Raw genomic sequence first — 19,138 nt, 5'->3', positions numbered from 1 at the left:
CTCGTCTCTCCAACACTGATCGAAGGCTCAACCACCGCGGCCGAGGTATTCGCCGGTGCGGGTATCGACTCGAACGATGACGCCCTGATCGAGATGCTCAGGGACCTGGACGACGTGGCCGGTGGAAAGGGTGGCGGGCTTGGTGCGACCGGTGGCGGAGTTGCCGCGAACGCCAGGGCTGGTCTCGGTGACGGGAAGCTCGACGACGTCGGGAATCTCGATGCCGATGGGCTGCTCGTCGACGACGAGAGCCTCGACCCCTTCCATGTTCTCGGTCATGAACGGGGACTGGTCTTCGAGGCTCTCGGCAGGCATCGAGAACTGTTCGAAGTTCTGAGCGTCCATGAAGTGGAACTGCTCATCGTCTCGGTAAAGGTACTGAATGGGGCGCCGTTCGAAGCTGGATTCGGCGAGCGTGTCAGTCCCCTTGTAGGTCTTGTCGAGGCGCTGGCGGGTCTTGAGGTTGCGGGCTCGAACCTTGTACAGAGTGGCCGCACCGCGGGCCGAGGGGGTCTGGACGACGATCTGCTCAATGAGATGCGGCTGGCCGTCGATTTCGACGACCATCCGTTTCTTGAAATCCTTGGCGGGGATCACGGCGGAGACGCTCCAAGCTCGGCTGGGCAACCTGTTTGGGGGCAACGCAAGGCGCACCCTCAGGCCGAGTTGCGGGTCGCGAAGACCGGCCGGTGGGTTGCGTCGGGGTGGTTTATGGTATCGGGAAGCACTTGGGTCGGTAAAGACCGGCCAAGGGCTCGAAGGGTTCCATTGACTTCGGGCGTTGGGAGCGATAGGTTCCTATATCCCACCTTCGTTTGAGACGGCACCCATGCCCGCGCCTCCCGAAGACGATCTGCTGGACCATTGCCAGCGGGCCATCGGTTATCGCTTTGCGAACTTGGCTCTGCTTCGCGCAGCGCTGACGCACGCCTCAGGGGCCGATCATCGGCTTGCGTCGAACGAACGGCTCGAATTTCTCGGGGATTCGGTCCTGGGATTGATCGTCTGCGAACTGCTTTACCGTCGTTATCCGGAATTTCTCGAAGGGGAGCTGACGCGGATCAAGTCGGTCGTCGTATCGCGGCAGACATGTGCCAAGTTCTCTGAGGAACTGGGGTTCGAAACCTGCCTGACGCTGGGCAAAGGCATGTCGGGTCACGGGCCGCCGCCGTCGTCGGTTCTGGCCGACGTGTTCGAGAGTGTGCTGGGAGCGCTCTATCTGGACGGAGGAATGGAGGCCGCCCGGACGTTCCTTGAACCCCTGGTGCTGCCCGAGATTGTCGAGGTGGTTGAGAACCAGAGCGGGTCGAACCACAAGAGCACCTTTCAACAGGTCGCTCAGCGCGAGTATGGGGCGACGCCGACCTATCGCCTGCTCGACGAACAGGGGCCAGACCACTCCAAATGCTTCAAGATCGCCGCGCAGGTCGGTTCCCACAAGTTCCCCCCGGCCTGGGGACGCAACAAGAAAGAAGCCGAGCAACGGGCCGCGCTGAACGCTCTCTGCCAGATTGCCGGCGACCCGATCCCATTTGCCTCAGGTTGATCGATCGAAGGGGAGATGTGGAGGATCGCCGATCGGGTCCCTTGCGGGGTTCCGCAGTGGGCCTTTAGGATGACCGATTGGCGTTGAGTCGATCGACGCTCTGCAACGACGCAGACGATCCAAAACACGGCGGGTCCTCCGCCAGTCAGCTTCCCGAGAGATGCCTTCATGGTTCCCGACCTCGGTCTCGGGCCCGAGATCTGGTTATTGTTGACGCTCTTGCTGAGCGTCTGCATCTTCGTCTCGTTCCGCAGGCCTTGGAGCCTGAGGAACCTCGACCTGCTCTTGCTGTTCGTGCTGGCGCCGGGGTTGATGGCCCTGGTGGGCAATGGCGACACCAACGGGACCTTGGTACCGTTCCTCTGGCTCTTTTTCGGGACAGGTTTGTGGTTGCTGCGCTGCCTGCTGGATCTGGGTCTGGCCCGTCGGCCCATGCTGGAGCCGAACCTGAATGCACCGGGGCTGACGTGCCTTTCGGTCGGGATGGTGGTGCTGCTGGTCGCCGAGACGATCAGCCTTCCCATCCGAGAAGGAGCCGCGCGCAATCCCGCGGCCTCGGATGATGGGAACCTTGATGCGCACGGCGCGGTGGGGGCGGTTTCGCAAGTTCCCGGGGATCACGTGGACGCAGCCCTGCCGGTGCCGACCGAACCAGGAGTGGTGCGCTGGCGATCGACGCAAATTCTGCTTTCGAGGGTCCTGGCCGGGCTCTCGCATATCGGGGTGGTGCTGGGGCTCTGGATGCTCGGCCGGACGCATTTTGGCCAGCCAATCGCGGGGCTCTCGGCGGCAGCGTTGTATCTGGTGATGCCGTACACGAGGATCGAGGTGGTCGATAGCGGGCAGGTGTTTCCGGCAGCCCTCATCGTGACGGCCCTCGTCTGCTACGAGATGCCGATCAGGGCCGGTGCCCTGATTGGGGTGGCGGCCGGCTGGATGCCGGCTTGTGTGGGCCTCATTCCGCTCTGGCTGGGATTCTACCGAGGCAAGCAAGCGGCGCGATTTGCGGCGGCGAGCCTGGGGGTGGCGATCGCGTGCGTCATCAGTGGCCGCAACGTTCCGGTGTTGAGCCGTTGGGCCGAGGCGATGGGGGCGCGCGGTCTGGCTCAGGCGGGACTGGTGCCAGGGCAGGAGACTCCAAGCTCGGGCAGTCTCTGGTCGGGGCTCGATCCGGCCTACCGGCTGCCGGTGTTGGTGGCGTATCTCTCGCTGGTGATCGTGGTGTCGATCTGGCCCTTGAGGAAGAATCTGGGAGAGTTGATCGCCCTATCGGCGGCAGTCTTGCTGGCGAGCCAGTTCTGGTATCTGGAGAAAGGGGGCACGATGGTGCTGCTCTATCAGCCACTCCTGCTCCTGATGATGTTCCGCCCGAACCTGGCGGCGAAACGGGCGCCGAGGCCCGAGCCGTCGTCAGCAGAGCCGGTCACTCCCCTGCTCCGCACCTGAGTCAGGGTCGGGGAAACACGCGGGAGGGTGGACGAATGGGCTGCCGGTTCCACGTGGAACGAGCAAGACGGACAGCGAGAGGTCTGAATCGCCCGAGCGAGGATGTGAATCGGAACCGAAAGTCGGGGCGACCAGATTCGAACTGGTGACCTCCTGCTCCCAAGGCAGGCGCGCTAACCAGACTGCGCTACGCCCCGAACCGCGATTGCACAGGCATGGTAGCGCCGGGTGGGCCTGTTGGTCAAGGTCGAGTAAGACGATTCTCGCTCGATGGGCCGATGAGAAGGAGTCGATCAGAGGGCCAAGTGAGAGACTCGATCGAGCAAGCGGTCGCAATCGACCGGTTTGCTGAGCACCTCGTCGAAGGTGTTCTGGAGTTCGACCAGCAAGCCTTCATCGAGCGGCTGAGCGGTGATCAGAATCAGGGCGAGGCCGGGAAAGCGGTCTCTGAGACAACGGCCAAGGCCCTGGCCGTCGAGGCCGGGCATGCAGAGGTCGGTGATCACCAGGCGAGGCAGACGATCGCCGCAGAGGTCGAGCGCTTCGCGGCCGGAGCCGACATCGATACAGGGATGTCCGGCGTGGTCGAGCAGTCGAGCGATCGATTCCCTGCCGATGTCGTCATCATCGACGAGCAAGACAAACGAACTGCCACAGCAAGAGGCCATTGGGTCAGCCTCGGGGAGGGGACTCAGGAGGGTCATCAGAGGGAACCTCGATGGGGGTCATCGTCAATCCGCCGGCCAGGTCAGTTCGATGGCAGAGGCATCGGGCGCGATGTCGAGTCGACCCTGATGGGCGCGAAGGACACGAGCGAGGACGGGAAGCGCGAGATTCTCTGCGTCTCCCTGAGTCCGAATCAGCGACGATTCACTTTCGAAGCGAATGTGGAACTGACCGGGGAGACGTTGCCAGCTCAGACGGATCGTTCCCTCAGGAGGTCCCTGAGAGGACCAGAAGCTGATCAAGGCGTCGAGTCCCTGGGCCAGTCGATTCCAATCGAAGCGGGAAGGAAGCGTTGCTCCGGGTCCACTGGTTTCCAGCCTGAGGGAACGCTCGGCCAGCAGTCGATGCCAGTCGGGCACGCGCTGCTCGATCCAGTGATTCAGATCGCCCTCGGCCGGGGAGGGTTGGAGCGGATTGCAGAAGAGTTGCACCTGTTCGATCATCGCTTCCATGGAGCGATAGGCCGAGTCGGCGCGGACCCACTCAGGACCGGAGGGGTTTCCGGAGAGCCTTCGAGCCAGGTAGAGGCTCAGCTTCATGCTATTCAAGCGGTTGCGGAGCCGGTGGCTGTAGCGATCCAGCAAGACCTGGATGATGGGAATCCGCTCCGGTTCCTCGACACAACGAAGCAATGCCCCGGCGAGTCCATCGAGCTGCGCCGCTGTGCTCATCTTGCCTCCGAATCGAGTCGGCATCCCCGGTTTCGGGCCACCAAGGGTAATCCCTGGTGGTGATCCGCCGGAGCAAAAAGCGATCGCGTCCTCTCTCACCACGCAATCACGGTGCCGATCTTCACAGAGCGAGTCCTCCGATCCGCTCCAGTGACCGATCCGGTTGAGTCTTACGTCCAATCCGCGCGGATTCAACGATCGAGAGGCAAACCAGGCAGCGGGAAACGGACTTCTCGTTGGTTGGGAACCGATGGAGAAATGGGAACCGATCTTCCCGGAACCCTCACATCCGAGTGCCTCAAGGACAAGAGACGACCCAACCCCGAACGGCTGAGCCGCCCGGGGTTGGAGGGGTGTCGGAATGACTAGGGGAGACGGTGGCCGAGGTCCGCGAAGGATGAGATTCCATCGTCAGCCGGACCATTCCTCGTGATGCTGGTGATGCCCGTTGTGGTGATGGTCCTCGTGCCCGACGGTGACCGGCTCGGGCGACCACTCTGCCCCCCGGATCATCCCCGTGATCCGCTCGAACTGGTCTCGGTTGGCGTAGTCGATGACGATCTGGCCGCGGTCTTCGCCCTTGACCTTGATCAGGACGTGGGTTTCGAAGCGGGTCCGGAGGTGCTCCTCCAACTCCGAAACATGGGGGGGACGGGTGCTGGCATGAGCCTGATCGACCCGTACCCGGGTTCGGGATGGGGTCGGCTCGCCGGTCTTGACCAGGGCTTCGGTCTGGCGAACGGAGAGCTTCTCGTCGATCACCCGGCGGCAGGCGGCGGCCTGTTCCTCGGGGTTCTCGATGGCGAGCAAGGCCCGAGCGTGGCCGGGGCTGATCTGGTCGCTGACAACAGCGTGTTGAAGCTCCTCGGGCAAGTCGAGCAGGCGGAGGAGGTTCGAAAGGGTCGAGCGGTCGATGCCGAGCCGACCGGCCAGCTCCTCCTGGGTTCCGCCGTAAGAGTCGAGGTAGCGGCGGAAGGCCTGGGCCTTCTCGATGGCGTTGAGATCCTTTCGTTGAAGGTTCTCAACGATCGCCAGCTCGTTGACCCGCTGGTCGTCCAGCTCCAGGACGCGGGCGGGGACTTCGGCCAGGTGGGCCTCGACGGCGGCTCGAAGCCGACGCTCTCCGGCAATCACCTGAAAGCGATCGCCGGCGGTCCGGACGAGAATCGGCTGAAGCATGCCGTGCTGGCGGAGGGAGTCGGCCAGCGCGGCAATCTCGTCAGCGTCGAAGATCCGACGCGGCTGGAACGGGTTCGGGTCGATCTGGTCGACCGCCAGGTGGGTCAGCTCGGCTGCTTCCAGCGAGCCGGGCTCGAAGCCGCCTTCTTCGGTGCCGAGCAGCGCGGTCAGTCCGCGCCCGAGTCGCTTACCCTTGGTCACGATCGATGACCTCCAATGTCAGCTCCATGTAAGCCCGAGCCCCCCTGGCCCGAGGCGCGTAATCGATGACGCTCAAGCCGTGGCTTGGCGCCTCGCTGACGAACACGTCACGCGGGATCATGGTGTCGAAGACGGCGTCATCGAAGAACCCGCGGACCTCGTTGGCAACCTCGTTGGCCAGCTCCAGCTCGGGATCGTACATCGTCAGGACGATGCCGCCGATTTCCAGGCGGCGGTTGTCGCGCGCCTTGGTCTGCCGGGCCAGCTCGATGATCTGGGAAAGACCCTCCATGGCGAAGTATTCGCACTGAATCGGAATGTAGACCTCGGCCGACGCCCCGAGCGAGGCCCGGGTGAGCTGACCGAGTGACGGCGGGCAATCAATCAGCACATAGTCATACGTTGAAAGTTCTGAGCCGAGTTGCTGACGAAGGGCCGAGGCACGCTGGCGGTTCGAGGCCGAGAGGGCGTCGGCATCGGCGAGGCTCTGGGAGCCGGGCAGGACGTAGAGACGTTCCTGGGAAGTGGGTGAGACCGATTCGGCCAGGGGCTTGCCGGCGAGCAGCGGGTGCCGCTTGGCCGGTTCGACTCCCAGGCCGCTGGTGGCGTTGCACTGGGGGTCGACGTCGATCACGAGCGCCGACTTGCCTGCCTTGGCCAGGCCGGCGGCCAGGTTGATGGCGGTGGTGGTCTTGCCAACGCCCCCCTTCTGGTTGGCCACGCTGATGATCTTGGCCACGGTCGAGGTTCCTCCCGCCAAAAAGGGACCGTACAGGCGGGCTCGGACTTGTTGCAATCGGGAGGAGTGGCGTCAGGGATGTTGGGCGTCCGTGCCCGCTCGTTTTGAGCGATCGAATCGAATGGAGATGATGAACACCGAGGAGGGTCGATCATGATGGGCTGCAGGACTCTAGCCGCACCCCCCTGCCCTGTAAAGCTCAAGTGTGCTGGGAGTCTTCGGCCGAAACGGTTGGGGAGGTGCTTCGATGAGACACAGACTCCTCTCTCCGAGATCGGGGAGACGTCAATGGAAGCGGCTGAGCAGGCAGCGTGACAGGACAGGACCTTTTCCTTGGCCTGGACACAAGCGTCCGGAAGGAAGTTGGGGGGAGGAGCGATTGCGTACCGAGATCGGTTCCGCTTAATCGGTCGAGGCCGCCGGTCCGGGACGAAGGCGATGGGCGATGCGGTCGGCCTCGCTGGTCAGCGAACGGCTGAATGAGACGGGGTAGTCATTCTGGGCATCGAGGCTGAGGAGGGCATCAGGAAGCGAGGCAATCTGATCGGCGCATCGGGAGCGAATGGTGTCGAGTCCGGGAAGCGGTTGGACCAGTTCGCCGCCGCGGAGTAATGGAATCAGGAGTGGTTCACCGTCGGCGGACTCGTCGAAGCGGGTCACGCAATCGCCGGAGAACCTCCCCTGCCCGTCTCGCGATCGGAAGACCTGCTTGCCGAGCGGGATGCTGACCTTGTCGGTACTGAGCTTCAAGCGTCCCTCGCCCGCAAAAGCGACGATCTTGTAGACCATCGCCAGCGAGGGAGCGTCTCGGCTGGTGATCAGTTCAGTGCCGACCCCGAAGGCATCGATTGGGGCTCCGGCTCGGACGAGCTGATCGATCTTCCCCTCGTCGAGGTCGCCACTGGCGAAGATGCGAGTCTCGGCGCGGCTGTGATCGTCCAGGATTGCTCGGGCCCCTCGGGAGAGTTCGAGGAGATCGCCGCTGTCGAGTCGAACGGCGGCCACAGGGGGCTCAATCGACGCGGCGCGTCGGACCCCTTCGAGGGTGTCGTACGTATCGACGAGTAAGGTCGATTCCGCTCCGAAGTGGCGGCTGAAGGCCTCGAATGCGGTATGCTCGTCTTCGAACGACTGAACCCAGGAGTGGGCCATCGTGCCGACGGCGGGGATGCCGAGTCGTCGAGCGGCCTCGACGTGGCTCGTGCTGGAGAACCCGGCGAGGTAGGCCGATCGGGCCGCCAGAAACGGGGTCATCGGCCCGTGTCCACGACGGGCCCCGAACTCGACGATCGAGCGTTCCCGCGCGGCGTGGATGATCCGGGTGGCCTTCGAGGCGACCATCGTCGGATAGGCGCAGGCGTTGATCAGGAACGTCTCGATCCACTGGGCCTGTTCCAGGGGAGCATCGACCCGCACGAGGGGCTCATTCGGGAAGACGACGGAACCTTCGGGCACGGCCCAGATGTCTCCGGTGAAGCGGAGCGACCGGAGGCGGTCGAACCAGGACGGGTGAATGTGTCGGAAGGTCGGGTGCGACTGGAGCCAGGCGATTTGCTCGTCGGAAAAGCGCATCCGACGCAAACCGTCGATTGCCTGCTCCAGACCGGCGAAGACGAGGTACGATCGGTTCGCCGGCAGTTTGCGGACGAAGAGCTCGAAGGTGACGGGCGTTTCGGCCATGCCCTCGGCGGCGTAACCGGCCATCATGGTCAATTCGTAGAGGTCCGTCAGCGGGCCGAGGGCGTCGGGGTCGGGCCAAAGTGAGATGGGTGGTGTGCTGGGCATGGTGTTGCCTCGAGAGCGGACTTCGGGTCGGCCCGATCGGCTCAGCGCCGAGTGAAGATCCAGAAGGAACAGACACCCGCCTCCTGACTCTTCTCGGCCGCCACCTTGCCGGGATCGGCCGCGGGCTCGATTCCGAGGAATCGCTCGTCAGGGTCGTAGACAGAGCCGGGCCTGACATCGAGTAAGGGGGCGATGGCGATGGTCGTTTGCAGGTCAGACACGCGTTCCCAACCGGCTTCCTGGAGTTCGAGAGCCAGCTCGGGGGTCATCGTCACGCCCATCGCGGCATCGACGAGGGCGAAGGTTCCTGGAGTGGCCGAGGCGGTTCGGAGCGATTCCAGATCTTCAAGAACTCGAGTCGGGCGGGTGCCCCCTGCCAGGACGTAGGCATAGCGCACCGTGGGCCGGGCGTAGAGGAAGATCGGAGGGGTCGAGGCGCCAAGGGAAGCTTCGGGGAGTTCGCCTCGAAGGAACTCGGCAGCGCGTCGGCTACCGTCGCTCCGAGAGAGCGGGTCCGGAAACCATCGGACGCGATCGGGCAAGAGCCAGGGACCAAGCTCGGCGAGCAGCACGCCGACCAACGCGACCACGACCACATGCCGCAACGACCGCAAGGAGCGTCGGATTGGGGTCGTTGCCGGTTCGTCCCGGACGCCTCGCAACCAGCAGAGGACGGCCGCGATCAAACCGCCTCCGAGCATCCAGGAGGCCGCCAACGTCGGCAACCAGAGCCGGGCATAGGGATGGTACAACGGAGTCGAAACGGCCATCACCAGGAACCAGGTGGCCATGAGCCGCGCTGAGGGACGATCGTCGAGGCACACAAGGACTGGCGCCCACGCGAGAGCCACCCAGAAGGTCAGATTCGGCGGGCTGGCTAGCGAGACCAGCGCCAGGATCAAGGCCAGCAACGGGCCGAGATGCCGGAAACGCTTCCAGGATCGGACAGACCTCCCCTGCCCGATCGCCGCGCCGATCCAGGCCAGAGCGATCGAGATCGCGAGCCAGGAGGTCCCGGTTCGCGTCAAGCCGATGAGCGCGGTGGTCTGAGCCATCTGCTGCTGCCAGTTGGGCCACCAGCCGGCAACGCCGTCGACGTAGCTTCGGTGATGAGCGAGCAGACCCGCGTAGCCTGTCGTGCGCTCGACGAAGAGGAACCACGGCAGGTAGACCAGGAGCGACACCACGGCGCCGATCAGCCCGAACCCGAGCGTCTTCGGCAAGGCGAGTCGCCCGGCTCCAGGGCGGATCGCGGCGGCCAGGACCGTCAGGGCGACGATCAGGCCAGTCATCCCGCCGTTGTACTTGACCAGTTGAGCCAGGCCGACGAAGAGCCCGAGACCGATCGCCCGACCGATGCCCGGCCGATCGAGAAACCGGGCCCCGGCGAGCATCGCGAGGGACCAAACGAGCAGGGAGGTCGCGTCGGTCAGGCCGGTCCGTGAAAAGACCACGTGCGGCCCGGAGAGGGCGACCAGCGCGGCCGTCGCGGCTCCGGCCCCCTGCCCGAACGTGCGACGGGAGAGCCAGGCCAGGACGGGGATGGTCAGCACCCCGGCGAGGATCGAGACGAGAATGACCGCCGCGGCTGAGAGCCCGACGCCTTGATAGAACAGACCGACCAGGAACGGAAACCCAGGAGGCGCGTATGGGATCAGGGCCGGATCGAGCGCGCGGAGCCCTCCTTCGGCGAAGACCCAGGAGGCGGCCTGGGCGTAGATTCCCTCGTCGAAGTGGTCGAGCCCGAGCGTGCTCAGCCCCTTGAGCCGCACGCCGGCGCCGAGCATGGTCATGGCGATCACCCAGACCGTTTCCCGGCCAAGGCGTCGCGGCATCGCGTCGGTGTCCATGCGAGGTATTCTACCGCAGCGATTCCTGTTTCGCGCGTCCGTCGGTTTCACGTGGAACGCGGAGGGGGAAGAATCCTCGAAGGCGATGGGGGTGGGCTTCGGGCTTCACGTCATTGACGCCCCCCCATCCTCGCCTTACCGTGCAACGATACGGCCGGATCGTTTCCCTCTCGTGCGACGTTCGAACCGAGCCAGATCGAGGCCCGACAGTCATGGCGATGGTCCGCTTCTTCAGCGACCCCCGGATGCTTGAACATGTTCCGCCTGTCGGCCACCCGGAGGCTCCGGAACGCCTTTCCATTCTTCTCAGACATCTGGAGCGAACGACCGTGCGGGCGGCCTGCGCCTCGGGGACGGTCCGGGAGGCAACCGACGAGGAACTGCTCCGGATCCACGATGCGGCCTACCTGGAAACGCTCTCCCGAATGGCGTCGGAAGGCGGCGGTCGAATCGAGGCCGATACGTGGCTCGGCAAAGGGTCGATCACGGCGGCTCGCCTGGCGGCCGGCGCGGCGATCGAGGCCGTCTCGGCCGTGGTCGCTGGGCCGCAACGGGTGGCCTTTTGCGCGGTCCGGCCTCCAGGACATCACGCCCGGCCGGCTCACGCGATGGGGTTCTGCCTGTATGGCACCGTCTCGGCCGCGGCGGCGCATGCGGTCGAGGTGCTCGGAATGTCTCGCGTACTGGTGATCGACTGGGACGTGCATCACGGCAACGGAACCCAGGAGATCTTCTACGAGGATGGCCGGGTGGGTTTCCTGTCCTTGCATCGGCATCCGTTTTACCCCGGCACCGGCATGAAGGATGAGACCGGCAGCGGCCGAGGGCTTGGCTGGATCAAGAATCTGCCGACCCCTTACGGAACGCCTCGCAGGGCGATCGTCGATCAATTCACCGCGGCGCTCGAGGAACTGGCCGACAAGACCCGGCCGGAGCTGGTGCTCATCAGTGCAGGATTCGACGCCCATGCGAACGATCCGGTTGGGGATCTCGGGCTGGAAATTGAGGACTTCGAGATCATGACCCAGGCAGTCGAGCAGGTAGCAGACACCCACGCCGGTGGTCGACTGGTGAGTGTGCTCGAAGGTGGTTACGATCCCGTGACGCTTGCCCAGTGTGTCGAGGCACATTTGCGAGTCCTGGGAGCCGAAACGCCCTGAGCCGATCGAGTCGGCGATCGACCTTCAGACCGAACGACAGACCGGATTGCCCTGATGACCGCTGACCCTCCTGCTCCTCGTCCCCGCCTTTCCTTCGTCGCTCGAATTCTGCTGGCGATGGTCGCCGGCGCAGTGATTGGGCAGGTTGCCAACTGGGCAATCGGGCCTCAGGCGACGCTGGCCGAACGATGGACGGCGGCGATGCCGGAGGACATCGGTCCGAAGGTGTTCGATGCCTGGCTTGCTATCGGGCGGTTCACGGTGACGCTGGGCTACCTTGGGAGTCTGGTGGTCGATCTCATCAAAGGGCTGGCCGGACCGCTCCTGTTTTTTGCGGTGATTGACGCGTTTCTGCGGACTCGAATCCGGGCAAGGAACGCGGGATTGATGCTCTTGATCTCGGGGATCAATGCGGCGATCGCCGTGGTGATTGGTCTGACGATCTCGAACACGATCGAGCCAGGACGGTATTTGAATCAGGAGATCGAAGCTCCCGTCGCGGCGATGGACGGGCAGGGGGCTGAGGCCGGGGTTGAAGGCGAGCCGGCAGATCTCGCTCGGTTCGACGCGGGACGGAGGCCGATCGACTTTGTCAGGGACTTGCTCGGCTTTGTTCCGACGAACCCGGTGCAGCCTTTTTTGGAAAGCTCGATTTTGTCGATCATCATTCTGGCCTTGCTCGGCGGGGCGGCGCTGAGAAAAGTCAAGGATGAGCAAATCGCCGAGGGTCGGGCGGACTATCGGGTGATCGAGACGGGCGTGGCGGTGGTCTTTCGAGCGATCGAGGTGGCGCTGGCGTGGGTCATTGCGCTCGTGCCGCTGGCGGTCTTCGGCGTGGTGGCGAAGACGGTGGCCGAGCAAGGGTTCGAGCCGTTCCTGGGGCTGATCGTGTATGTGGGGGTGGCGATGCTCGGCCTGGCGATCCAGGTGGGGGTCGTTTATCAGCTCTGGATCGTGCTGGTTGCTCGGATGCCCTTACGGACGTTCTGGAAATATGCCAAGGAGCCGGTCGCCTATGCAATGGGGGCCAGTAGCAGCCTGGCAACCTTGCCGGTGACGCTCAAGAACCTGGAGCGGATGGGGATTTCTCCAACTGCTGCGCGGCTCTCGGCGTGCGTGGGAACGAACCTGAATAACGATGGGATCTTGTTGTACGAGGCGATGGCGGTGCTGTTCGTCGCCCAGGCGTATGGGATCGACCTGTCGATCACGCAGCAGTTGATCGTCGCCTTCTCGTGCGTGGTGGCGGGCATTGGGATTGCGGGAGTTCCGGAAGCAGGCCTGATCTCACTCGCCCTGGTGCTGAGCACGGTCGGATTGCCGCTGGAGCAGCTCCCGCTGTTGCTGACGGTTGACTGGGTACTGTCGAGGTGCCGCGCCATGACGAACGTGACGGCCGATTTCCTGGTCGCGGTGTTGCTCGATCGGTTGGGAGTGCAAGCGGAGGAGGCTGAGGACCTAGGGGAATCAATGGCGCCGCACGATCCAGAAATGATCGCGGGGCCGCTCTTCATCGCATCTGACGAAGAACAGCCCCGAGATTCGTAGGCGAGATGTGGAAGCGACCCCGACGGGACTCGAACCCGTGTTACAGGTGTGAAAGACCTGTGTCCTAACCACTAGACGACGGGGCCGTCATCGACGTGAGTTCTATTATGAAAAAAACTGGCTGCGGGTCAACCTCAAGACGGGAAGAAGTGGCAGAGAAGGACGAGGCCAGTCGCTTGCAATCGACCGGAATCGTGCGTTAAGGTTTGAGGCCGGCTTGATGGACCCACTTCCTCGGGGATCATGATTTTGCGATGAAAACGATCCTGATCCTGACTGGTGACGCCGGCGAATCTCAGGAAATTTACTACGCCAAGTACCGGCTTGAAGAGGAGGGATGGCGGGTCCAGATTGCCGCTCCCGAGCGACGGACGTTCCTCTCGGTCGTCCATGACTTCGAACCGGGATTCGATACCTACACGGAGAAACCGGGCTATCGGGTGTCGGCCGACCTTGGCGTGGAGGAATGCGACCCGAGCGGGTTTGATGGACTGGTCCTTCCCGGGGGCCGAGCGCCTGAGTATCTTCGGAACCGGCCGAAGGCGGTGGCGATCGTGAAGCACTTCCTTGACACCGGTAAGCCGATTGCGGCCAACTGTCACGGGCCGTTGTTGCTCTTCGCGGCTGGCTATGGAAACGATGAAACGATGACGTGTTATCCCGACCTGGCTCCCGAGGTCCGGAGCGCGGGCGGGACCTTTGTGGACCGAGACGTCGTCGTGTCGGGACCGGTGGTCACTGTTCGAGGCTGGCCCGACAATGGACCGTGGATGCGCGAATTTGTCCGGATGCTCAAAGAGCGCTGAACGCTGACGCCCGCAGGGGTCGGACGTCAATCATCTTCGTAGAGCCGCGCGGCCGTCGAGTTCGATTCGACCTGATTGTGGATGGCATCATAGACTTCGCGGCGATGAACCGAGATGTCCTTGGGCGCTTCGATACCCAGACGGACCTTGTCGCCTCGGATTTCGACCACGGTGACAACGATGTGGTCGTTGATAATGATGCTCTCGTTCTTTTTCCGGGAAAGGACCAGCATCGCCAACCCTCACTCTGGTGCCGCAACAATGGGAGGTCATCATGGACCGGGTTGGGATGAGCCCACGGCGCGGGCGAGGACTGAGCGTCCTGCCCGGAGAGGACGTAAAGCGACCCCTCTCTCCGTGCCAGCTACCCGTTAAACTCTAGATGGAGAGAAGGGAAAGGTCAAGGATTTGCGCCGATCTGGTCAACGACGTAAGCTTAGCGATCCTCTTTCTTGCGATAGCGCTGGTAGAACGCTCCCAGACCCAGATCGTAGATTTCGGCCTCGATATCGGCCTGAGACGGGTGGGTAATTCCGTCGCGCAACTCGGATTCGAGCAATTCGACAAATTTTTCCCGAGCCCGTTGCAGGGTCTTGCGAAAGGCTTCGGGACTGAGGTGCTCTCGGCTACTCTGGGCGAGTTGTTCGGTCAGTTCCTCGATCGAAGCCTGAGGGCTCTTGATCCGAAGGTTCAGGACACGAGCGTAGCGGTTCTTGGGATTCTGGGCCTCGTAGGTGTCGAGCCGAGCGAGGACACGTTTGATGACCGCCTCGCGCCACACGCGGTCGAACTCGCCGTCGGGGATGGACGGATCGGGTAACTCGCCAGGAGGCAGCGGCTGAAGTTTCCGGCCTCGGAAGTGGTCAATGATCAGGCGATGGAGAACGGTGCGAAGGTAGTCTCGGAATCGGCCCTTGGTGTTGTCGGCCCCGGCAAGTTTATGGTTCAGGAGCTTGATCCAGAACTCCTGAAGGACCTCGTCGGCGAGGTTGGGATCGCGAAGCTTGAGGCGGAGGTAGCGTTCCACGGCATCGTGGTAGCGACCGATCAGATGCCGCATGGCTTCCCGACCTTCCGGGCCTTCTTCGTGGGCCGTTCGGACCAGGTGCCAGTCGGTCGGCAATTCCGTCAGTCGCTCGGGGATCGCATCACTGGACATCACGGAAGCGTCGTCCTTCCAGATCAAGAAGCCGCCGCGCTCCGGAGCGATCTGGCGGTCCGGAAGCGTTCGGGACTGCATCCTCGGAGAGAGAGTCGCGGGAGCAGGGTGTCGGAAGACTGGCGGAGAAGGTCCTGATCCTGCTCGGCCTGGCCAGGAATTCCGTTCCACGTGGAACGAATACATCGTGGCCGGCGGAACCGCATCTGCCGATCAATCGACGCGTTCACTAAGGACCTTACGATACGATTGAGGTCTGGGGTATGGAAAAGGTGTTTTCCGAGTTGGTTCGATGTGTCGGTTCAGCTCTCGTCGGCGTCTCGAAATCGAAGTGTCACGGTAGCGCGCCCGGCAGGATTCGAACCTGCGACCAGCGGTTTAGAAGACCGCTGCTCTATCCAACTGAGCTACGGGCGCCCTCGTCGGGGAGCGAAGTGGAACGATGATCGCAGTCGTCGGCTTGGGAGAGGGAATCAGGTACGCCCGGCAGGATTCGAACCTGCGGCCTGCGGTTTAGGAAACCGCCGCTCTATCCTCCTGAGCTACGGGCGCATGGGAAGTTGCATTCTGAGTCTAATTCTCCGGCTTCGAGGATCGGCTGTCAACGGACCCGACACGATCTGTAGGCAACAAGGTTCGACAAAGGCGATGCTCTTGACCGTTGCTGCGGGGGTCGGGATGCTTGGCAAGCTGTCTCGCCCTGAAGATGGCCCGCAGCACACGAGGGAGGGCCGGTTGTGGCCCGGTTCATGGGGATGGTCGAGCATCGCGTGGCGGTTGTGACCGGTGGAAGCCGGGGCATAGGCCGAGGAATCGTCGAGGCACTGGCTGCCGAAGGGTTCGCCGTGGTCGTCAACTACCGATCGGACGCCGCCTCGGCCAAGGCAACCTGCCAATCAGCCGAGCGATTGGGGGCACCCGCGACGCTTGCGGTACAGGCCGATGTGGCCGACCTGGATCAAGGTCGAGCGTTGATCGACGAGACCCTTGAGGTCTTCGGTCGAGTCGATCTGCTGGTCAACAATGCGGGGGTGGCTCCCTTGCAACGATCCGATCTACTGGAGACGACCCCCGAAAGCTGGGACCGGGTGATCGGGATCAACCTCCGCGGACCGTTTTTTCTCTCGCAATATGCCGCCCGGGTCATGGTCGATCGGAAGGATCTCGGCGGCCCGATTGCCCCGATGATCATTTTCGTGACCTCGGTTTCGAGTCGCTTTGCCAGCACCAACCGGGCGGAGTACTGTGTCTCAAAGGCCGGTGTGAGCATGGTCGCTCAGCTCTTCGCCGTCGGCCTAGCGGAGCAGGGGATCCGGGTCTTCGAGGTGCGGCCGGGAATCATCGCCACCGACATGACCGTCGGAGTACGGGACACTTACGAACGACGGATTGCCGAGGGGCTCAGTCCGATCCGGCGCTGGGGAACCCCCGAAGACGTTGGCCGAGCGGTCGCGAGTCTGGCGTCCGGGGCCTTCGAGTTCTCGACCGGGCAGGTTCTCCACGTGGATGGAGGACTTCATCTCAGAAGGCTTTGATCGGGGCCGGACGTTTGCCGAGTGACGATCGAACGCTAGAATAGGAGGTGGTGAGGGCGACACCGGCCGTTCTTGCCGCGCGCGTCTTGAGGCTTCGGGGCAGGTCTGCTCCCCACTTCTCGCAATCGAGGACGGGACCGCGGCCTTATGGATGAGCCAATCCCCACGCAGTCGTCGACCCATCCTGTCACGAGGTTGGGCAGCTATCGACTCGTCGAGCCGCTCGGCTCGGGGGGGATGAGTTCGGTGTTCCGGGCCGTTCACGACAGCAGCGGCTACGAGGTCGCACTCAAGGTCCTCCCGCGCTATTTGGCCAAAAATCCGACTCTGTTACAGCGGTTCTTGCGCGAGGCACAGAGTGCCGAGGCGCTGGAACATCCGAACATCGTTTCAATCTACGATCGAGGAGCCGAGGGGGGCCGGCACTATCTGGTGCTGGAATACGTCAACGGATCGGATTTGCACGATCTGGTGCGGCAACATGGGCCGATGTCGGTCGTCGATGCGCTTCGGGTGGTTCGAGAAGCCGCGCAGGGGCTTCGCTATGCGGCCAGTAAAGGGGTGATTCACCGGGACATCAAGCCGGCGAACCTCCTGTTGTCTCGGGAAGGGGAGGTGAAGCTGATCGACCTGGGACTGGCCCTGCAAAGCGAGTCGGAAGATGAGCGCGTGACCCGACACGGGACGACCGTGGGGACGGTCGATTACATGTCTCCGGAGCAGGCGAGGGACAGCCGAGCGGCCAACGAACAGAGTGACATCTATTCCCTCGGCTGTACCCTGTACTACCTGCTGACCGGCTTCCCGCCTTTCGCCGGGGGACACATCGCCGATAAGCTGCGCCGACATGCCACCCATCCGCCTCCCGACGTCCGCCAGCTCAGGCCCGATGTGCCCCGGAGCGTGGCGAAGTTCATTCAACGGATGATGGCCAAGCGTTGCGGTGATCGCTACAACTCCTATGAGGAGCTGATCGCCGACCTCGACTTTCTTGACCTGAGCGAAGGGAGTTCGAGCAGCGATTCCATTGAGTTTGCTCTGATCGCCGATGACGACGAATCAGCCGACTTCGACCTGGGAGACGGAGTACGGACAATCGAGGCCCCCTCGACCCGCGATTTCTCTCCGGTTTCCGATCCCTCCCCGCGGCCCCAGGCTCCTCGAGCGGAAGAACCCGAGAGGGTCCGTTCCGCCGGGGAACCGGAGCTCAAGCTCGACGAGCTGGCGAGCTTGCTGAAGGATGAGGACGACGAGCCGGTCCCTCGACGTGCGTCTGCTCCCTCGCCGACGCCGAATGAGCCGCTCCGGCGCGGCCCGGCGGCGCGTCGAGCTGCCGCGCCGGTCGAGCCATTCGACCCCTTCGGCGATCTGGACGACGAGGACGAGGTGATCGCTCCCATGCCTTTGGCAGGAGGTCGGCGATCATACGGCGAGGAGGCATCGGTCAAGGCCTGGGCGATCGGAGGAGCACTGGTCGGCCTGGTCATCGCCTTGCTCGGGTTTGCGATCATCAGCCTGATCCGAATGGACTGGTCGAGGGGACCGAGCTTCTCTCCCCGGCCGACCGAAACGCAGGTCGATCCCCAGGACCCGGCGTTGCAAGGGAACACTCCGAACCCGTTCGGAGATGAGCCGGGCAGCGACGTGGGTTCCGGCAGGGAGAACCTGAGTTGATCGTGGGGTCCGACCAGACCGACTGTGCATCCATCGATCCGACCAACTCGGCCGGGTCCTCGGGTACGGATTGAGCCGTTTTCCCCCTGGTGTTCCGCCCGTCTCGAACGCAAAGACCGACCTCAATGGCTGCACCCTCGCGCTACTACGCCGCTGCCTGTCAGACTGACCTCCCATGCCCGAGGACCCGGGACGAGTTGCCCGATCGGGTCGATCGCTTGCTGGGGATGGTCGATGCGGCGGTGATCGGATACCGGCCGTTCTTCAACATCAGGCTGGTCGTTTTTCCCGAATTCGCTCATGCCGCGCCAATCTATGAGACGGCGGGGGAGCTGCTCGACCGCCTCGCGGTGCCCCTTCCCAACGAGCAAACCGACCGCTACGTGGCGAAGGCGAAGCAGCACGGAATCTACATCCAAACGGGGACGTTCCTCGAATCAGACCCGAAATGGCCGGGGAAAGTCTTCAACACGACCTGCCTGATTGGTCCGGACGGCATTCTGTCGAAGTACCGGAAGGTCAACCCGTGGCTGCCGTGGGAGGTCCATTCGAGCCCGCATGACCTGCCTGGCTACGATGAGCCGATGTTCCCGGTTGCCGAGACGGAGATCGGGCGCCTAGGGGCAGCGATCTGTTACGACTGGCTCTTTCCGGAGGTCTTGCGGGCGCTTGCGCTGGGAGGGGCGGAGGTCTTGATCCGCGTCTCGGCCTACATGGACCCTTGGGGAGCGACACCGCCGATGGACTGGTGGACGTTGTTCAACCGGGCAAGGGCGGTCGAAAATCTCGCGTACGTGGTGGCATCGAACCAGGGAGCCTCGTACCAGAACTATCCGCCGTTCTCGTGGCCGGGAGGGAGCATGATCGTCGACTTCGACGGCCGAATTCTCTCGCAGGCCGATCCTGGGTCGGGGGAGAAAATCGTGGTTGGGCCGATCGACCTCGGTGTCTTGCGAGAGGAACGGAAGCGACGGCAGGGGCATGCGCTGCTGTCCCACCTGAGGACCGAGGCGTATACTGACCTCTACTCCCGGCCGATCTACCGCCCGCCCGGTCGGAGCTGACGCAAGACGAAGGCGTCGTAGTCCAGGGAACGGGACGACTTTTTTGGTT

At 63.4% G+C, this 19,138-nt stretch carries 17 protein-coding genes and 4 tRNA genes; 8 read left to right on the top strand and 13 right to left on the bottom strand.

The genetic code is table 11. The annotated features are described in order from the left end of the window. Positions 1 to 27 precede the first annotated feature (27 nt). A complete protein-coding gene (gene efp / locus HG800_RS12630) occupies positions 28 to 597 on the bottom strand; it encodes an elongation factor P (protein WP_169976984.1) in 570 nt (189 codons plus the stop codon). A 232-nt stretch (positions 598 to 829) separates the two neighbouring features. On the opposite strand from efp, the gene rnc reads away from it, so the two are divergent. Together rnc and HG800_RS12620 are read left to right on the top strand one after the other, a co-directional pair. Next, positions 830 to 1,546, top strand: coding sequence for a ribonuclease III (gene rnc / locus HG800_RS12625; RefSeq protein WP_169976983.1), 717 nt, complete (start codon positions 830 to 832; stop codon positions 1,544 to 1,546). A 168-nt stretch (positions 1,547 to 1,714) separates the two neighbouring features. Continuing rightward, positions 1,715 to 2,992, top strand: a complete 1,278-nt coding sequence (locus HG800_RS12620) for a hypothetical protein (RefSeq protein WP_169976982.1) — start codon at positions 1,715 to 1,717, stop codon at positions 2,990 to 2,992. 122 nt (positions 2,993 to 3,114) lie between these two features. Here HG800_RS12620 and HG800_RS12615 read toward each other — a convergent pair. The 7 genes from HG800_RS12615 to HG800_RS12585 all read right to left on the bottom strand — a co-directional run bounded on the left by HG800_RS12615 (position 3,115) and on the right by HG800_RS12585 (position 10,128). Further along, a tRNA-Pro gene (locus HG800_RS12615) sits at positions 3,115 to 3,189 on the bottom strand. A 96-nt stretch (positions 3,190 to 3,285) separates the two neighbouring features. Further along, a complete protein-coding gene (locus tag HG800_RS12610) occupies positions 3,286 to 3,696 on the bottom strand; it encodes a response regulator (protein ID WP_169976981.1) in 411 nt (136 codons plus the stop codon). A gap of 27 nt (positions 3,697 to 3,723) precedes the next feature. Continuing rightward, a complete protein-coding gene (locus HG800_RS12605) occupies positions 3,724 to 4,389 on the bottom strand; it encodes a sensor histidine kinase (protein ID WP_169976980.1) in 666 nt (221 codons plus the stop codon). Between the two features lie 411 nt (positions 4,390 to 4,800). Then, on the bottom strand, positions 4,801 to 5,769 hold the full coding sequence (locus HG800_RS12600) for a ParB/RepB/Spo0J family partition protein (protein WP_169976979.1): 969 nt from the start codon (positions 5,767 to 5,769) through the stop codon (positions 4,801 to 4,803). Next, positions 5,756 to 6,508 (bottom strand): ParA family protein, encoded by a 753-nt coding sequence (locus tag HG800_RS12595; RefSeq protein WP_169976978.1) that lies wholly within the window; start codon positions 6,506 to 6,508, stop codon positions 5,756 to 5,758. Before HG800_RS12595 ends, HG800_RS12600 begins: the two co-directional genes overlap by 14 nt. A gap of 402 nt (positions 6,509 to 6,910) precedes the next feature. Next, positions 6,911 to 8,293, bottom strand: coding sequence for a nicotinate phosphoribosyltransferase (locus HG800_RS12590; protein WP_169976977.1), 1,383 nt, complete (start codon positions 8,291 to 8,293; stop codon positions 6,911 to 6,913). A 41-nt stretch (positions 8,294 to 8,334) separates the two neighbouring features. Continuing rightward, positions 8,335 to 10,128, bottom strand: coding sequence for an ArnT family glycosyltransferase (locus HG800_RS12585; protein WP_169976976.1), 1,794 nt, complete (start codon positions 10,126 to 10,128; stop codon positions 8,335 to 8,337). Between the two features lie 227 nt (positions 10,129 to 10,355). On the opposite strand from HG800_RS12585, the gene HG800_RS12580 reads away from it, so the two are divergent. Then, positions 10,356 to 11,303: a histone deacetylase family protein gene (locus HG800_RS12580; protein ID WP_169976975.1), complete on the top strand. Its 948-nt coding sequence runs from the start codon at positions 10,356 to 10,358 to the stop codon at positions 11,301 to 11,303. Between the two features lie 54 nt (positions 11,304 to 11,357). Further along, the gene (locus HG800_RS12575) at positions 11,358 to 12,851 is read left to right on the top strand and encodes a dicarboxylate/amino acid:cation symporter (protein ID WP_169976974.1); all 1,494 of its coding nucleotides are present in this window, start codon (positions 11,358 to 11,360) and stop codon (positions 12,849 to 12,851) included. 14 nt (positions 12,852 to 12,865) lie between these two features. Here HG800_RS12575 and HG800_RS12570 read toward each other — a convergent pair. Then, positions 12,866 to 12,937, bottom strand: a tRNA-Glu gene (locus HG800_RS12570). Positions 12,938 to 13,105: 168 nt separating this feature from the next. Between HG800_RS12570 and HG800_RS12565 the strand changes: the two genes are divergently transcribed. Further along, positions 13,106 to 13,657, top strand: a complete 552-nt coding sequence (locus HG800_RS12565; RefSeq protein WP_169976973.1) for a DJ-1/PfpI family protein — start codon at positions 13,106 to 13,108, stop codon at positions 13,655 to 13,657. A gap of 26 nt (positions 13,658 to 13,683) precedes the next feature. Here the strand turns inward: HG800_RS12565 and csrA are convergent, their stop codons facing one another. The 4 genes from csrA to HG800_RS12545 form a co-directional block, all read right to left on the bottom strand. Next, a complete protein-coding gene (gene csrA, locus HG800_RS12560; protein ID WP_169976972.1) occupies positions 13,684 to 13,890 on the bottom strand; it encodes a carbon storage regulator CsrA in 207 nt (68 codons plus the stop codon). A gap of 203 nt (positions 13,891 to 14,093) precedes the next feature. Beyond that, the gene (locus tag HG800_RS12555) at positions 14,094 to 14,897 is read right to left on the bottom strand and encodes an RNA polymerase sigma factor (protein WP_235963644.1); all 804 of its coding nucleotides are present in this window, start codon (positions 14,895 to 14,897) and stop codon (positions 14,094 to 14,096) included. A gap of 262 nt (positions 14,898 to 15,159) precedes the next feature. Then, positions 15,160 to 15,233 (bottom strand) — tRNA-Arg (locus HG800_RS12550). A 61-nt stretch (positions 15,234 to 15,294) separates the two neighbouring features. Continuing rightward, positions 15,295 to 15,368, bottom strand: a tRNA-Arg gene (locus HG800_RS12545). A gap of 185 nt (positions 15,369 to 15,553) precedes the next feature. Here HG800_RS12545 and HG800_RS12540 point away from each other — a divergent pair. The 3 genes from HG800_RS12540 to HG800_RS12530 all read left to right on the top strand — a co-directional run bounded on the left by HG800_RS12540 (position 15,554) and on the right by HG800_RS12530 (position 19,089). Continuing rightward, on the top strand, positions 15,554 to 16,351 hold the full coding sequence (locus HG800_RS12540) for a 3-ketoacyl-ACP reductase (RefSeq protein ID WP_315852027.1): 798 nt from the start codon (positions 15,554 to 15,556) through the stop codon (positions 16,349 to 16,351). A gap of 147 nt (positions 16,352 to 16,498) precedes the next feature. After that, on the top strand, positions 16,499 to 18,025 hold the full coding sequence (locus tag HG800_RS12535; RefSeq protein WP_169976971.1) for a serine/threonine-protein kinase: 1,527 nt from the start codon (positions 16,499 to 16,501) through the stop codon (positions 18,023 to 18,025). Positions 18,026 to 18,150: 125 nt separating this feature from the next. Then, entirely contained in the window at positions 18,151 to 19,089 is a 939-nt protein-coding gene (locus HG800_RS12530) for a nitrilase-related carbon-nitrogen hydrolase (protein WP_169976970.1), read from the top strand. Positions 19,090 to 19,138: the final 49 nt, after the last annotated feature.

The sequence above is a fragment of the Tautonia rosea genome (genome assembly GCF_012958305.1).
In the GTDB taxonomy this organism is placed as follows: domain Bacteria; phylum Planctomycetota; class Planctomycetia; order Isosphaerales; family Isosphaeraceae; genus Tautonia; species Tautonia rosea.
This window is presented reverse-complemented; position numbering and strand designations above follow the sequence as displayed.

Excerpts from the sequence above, each read along its gene's own strand:
- rnc (WP_169976983.1), top strand. The coding sequence starts at position 830 with ATGCCCGCGCCTCCCGAAGACGATCTGCTGGACCATTGCCAGCGGGCC.
- HG800_RS12620 (WP_169976982.1), top strand. The coding sequence starts at position 1,715 with ATGGTTCCCGACCTCGGTCTCGGGCCCGAGATCTGGTTATTGTTGACG.
- HG800_RS12610 (WP_169976981.1), bottom strand. The coding sequence starts at position 3,696 with ATGACCCTCCTGAGTCCCCTCCCCGAGGCTGACCCAATGGCCTCTTGC.
- HG800_RS12605 (WP_169976980.1), bottom strand. The coding sequence starts at position 4,389 with ATGAGCACAGCGGCGCAGCTCGATGGACTCGCCGGGGCATTGCTTCGT.
- HG800_RS12590 (WP_169976977.1), bottom strand. The coding sequence starts at position 8,293 with ATGCCCAGCACACCACCCATCTCACTTTGGCCCGACCCCGACGCCCTC.
- HG800_RS12585 (WP_169976976.1), bottom strand. The coding sequence starts at position 10,128 with ATGCCGCGACGCCTTGGCCGGGAAACGGTCTGGGTGATCGCCATGACC.
- HG800_RS12580 (WP_169976975.1), top strand. The coding sequence starts at position 10,356 with ATGGCGATGGTCCGCTTCTTCAGCGACCCCCGGATGCTTGAACATGTT.
- HG800_RS12575 (WP_169976974.1), top strand. The coding sequence starts at position 11,358 with ATGACCGCTGACCCTCCTGCTCCTCGTCCCCGCCTTTCCTTCGTCGCT.
- HG800_RS12565 (WP_169976973.1), top strand. The coding sequence starts at position 13,106 with ATGAAAACGATCCTGATCCTGACTGGTGACGCCGGCGAATCTCAGGAA.
- csrA (WP_169976972.1), bottom strand. The coding sequence starts at position 13,890 with ATGCTGGTCCTTTCCCGGAAAAAGAACGAGAGCATCATTATCAACGAC.
- HG800_RS12555 (WP_235963644.1), bottom strand. The coding sequence starts at position 14,897 with ATGCAGTCCCGAACGCTTCCGGACCGCCAGATCGCTCCGGAGCGCGGC.
- HG800_RS12535 (WP_169976971.1), top strand. The coding sequence starts at position 16,499 with ATGGATGAGCCAATCCCCACGCAGTCGTCGACCCATCCTGTCACGAGG.
- HG800_RS12530 (WP_169976970.1), top strand. The coding sequence starts at position 18,151 with ATGGCTGCACCCTCGCGCTACTACGCCGCTGCCTGTCAGACTGACCTC.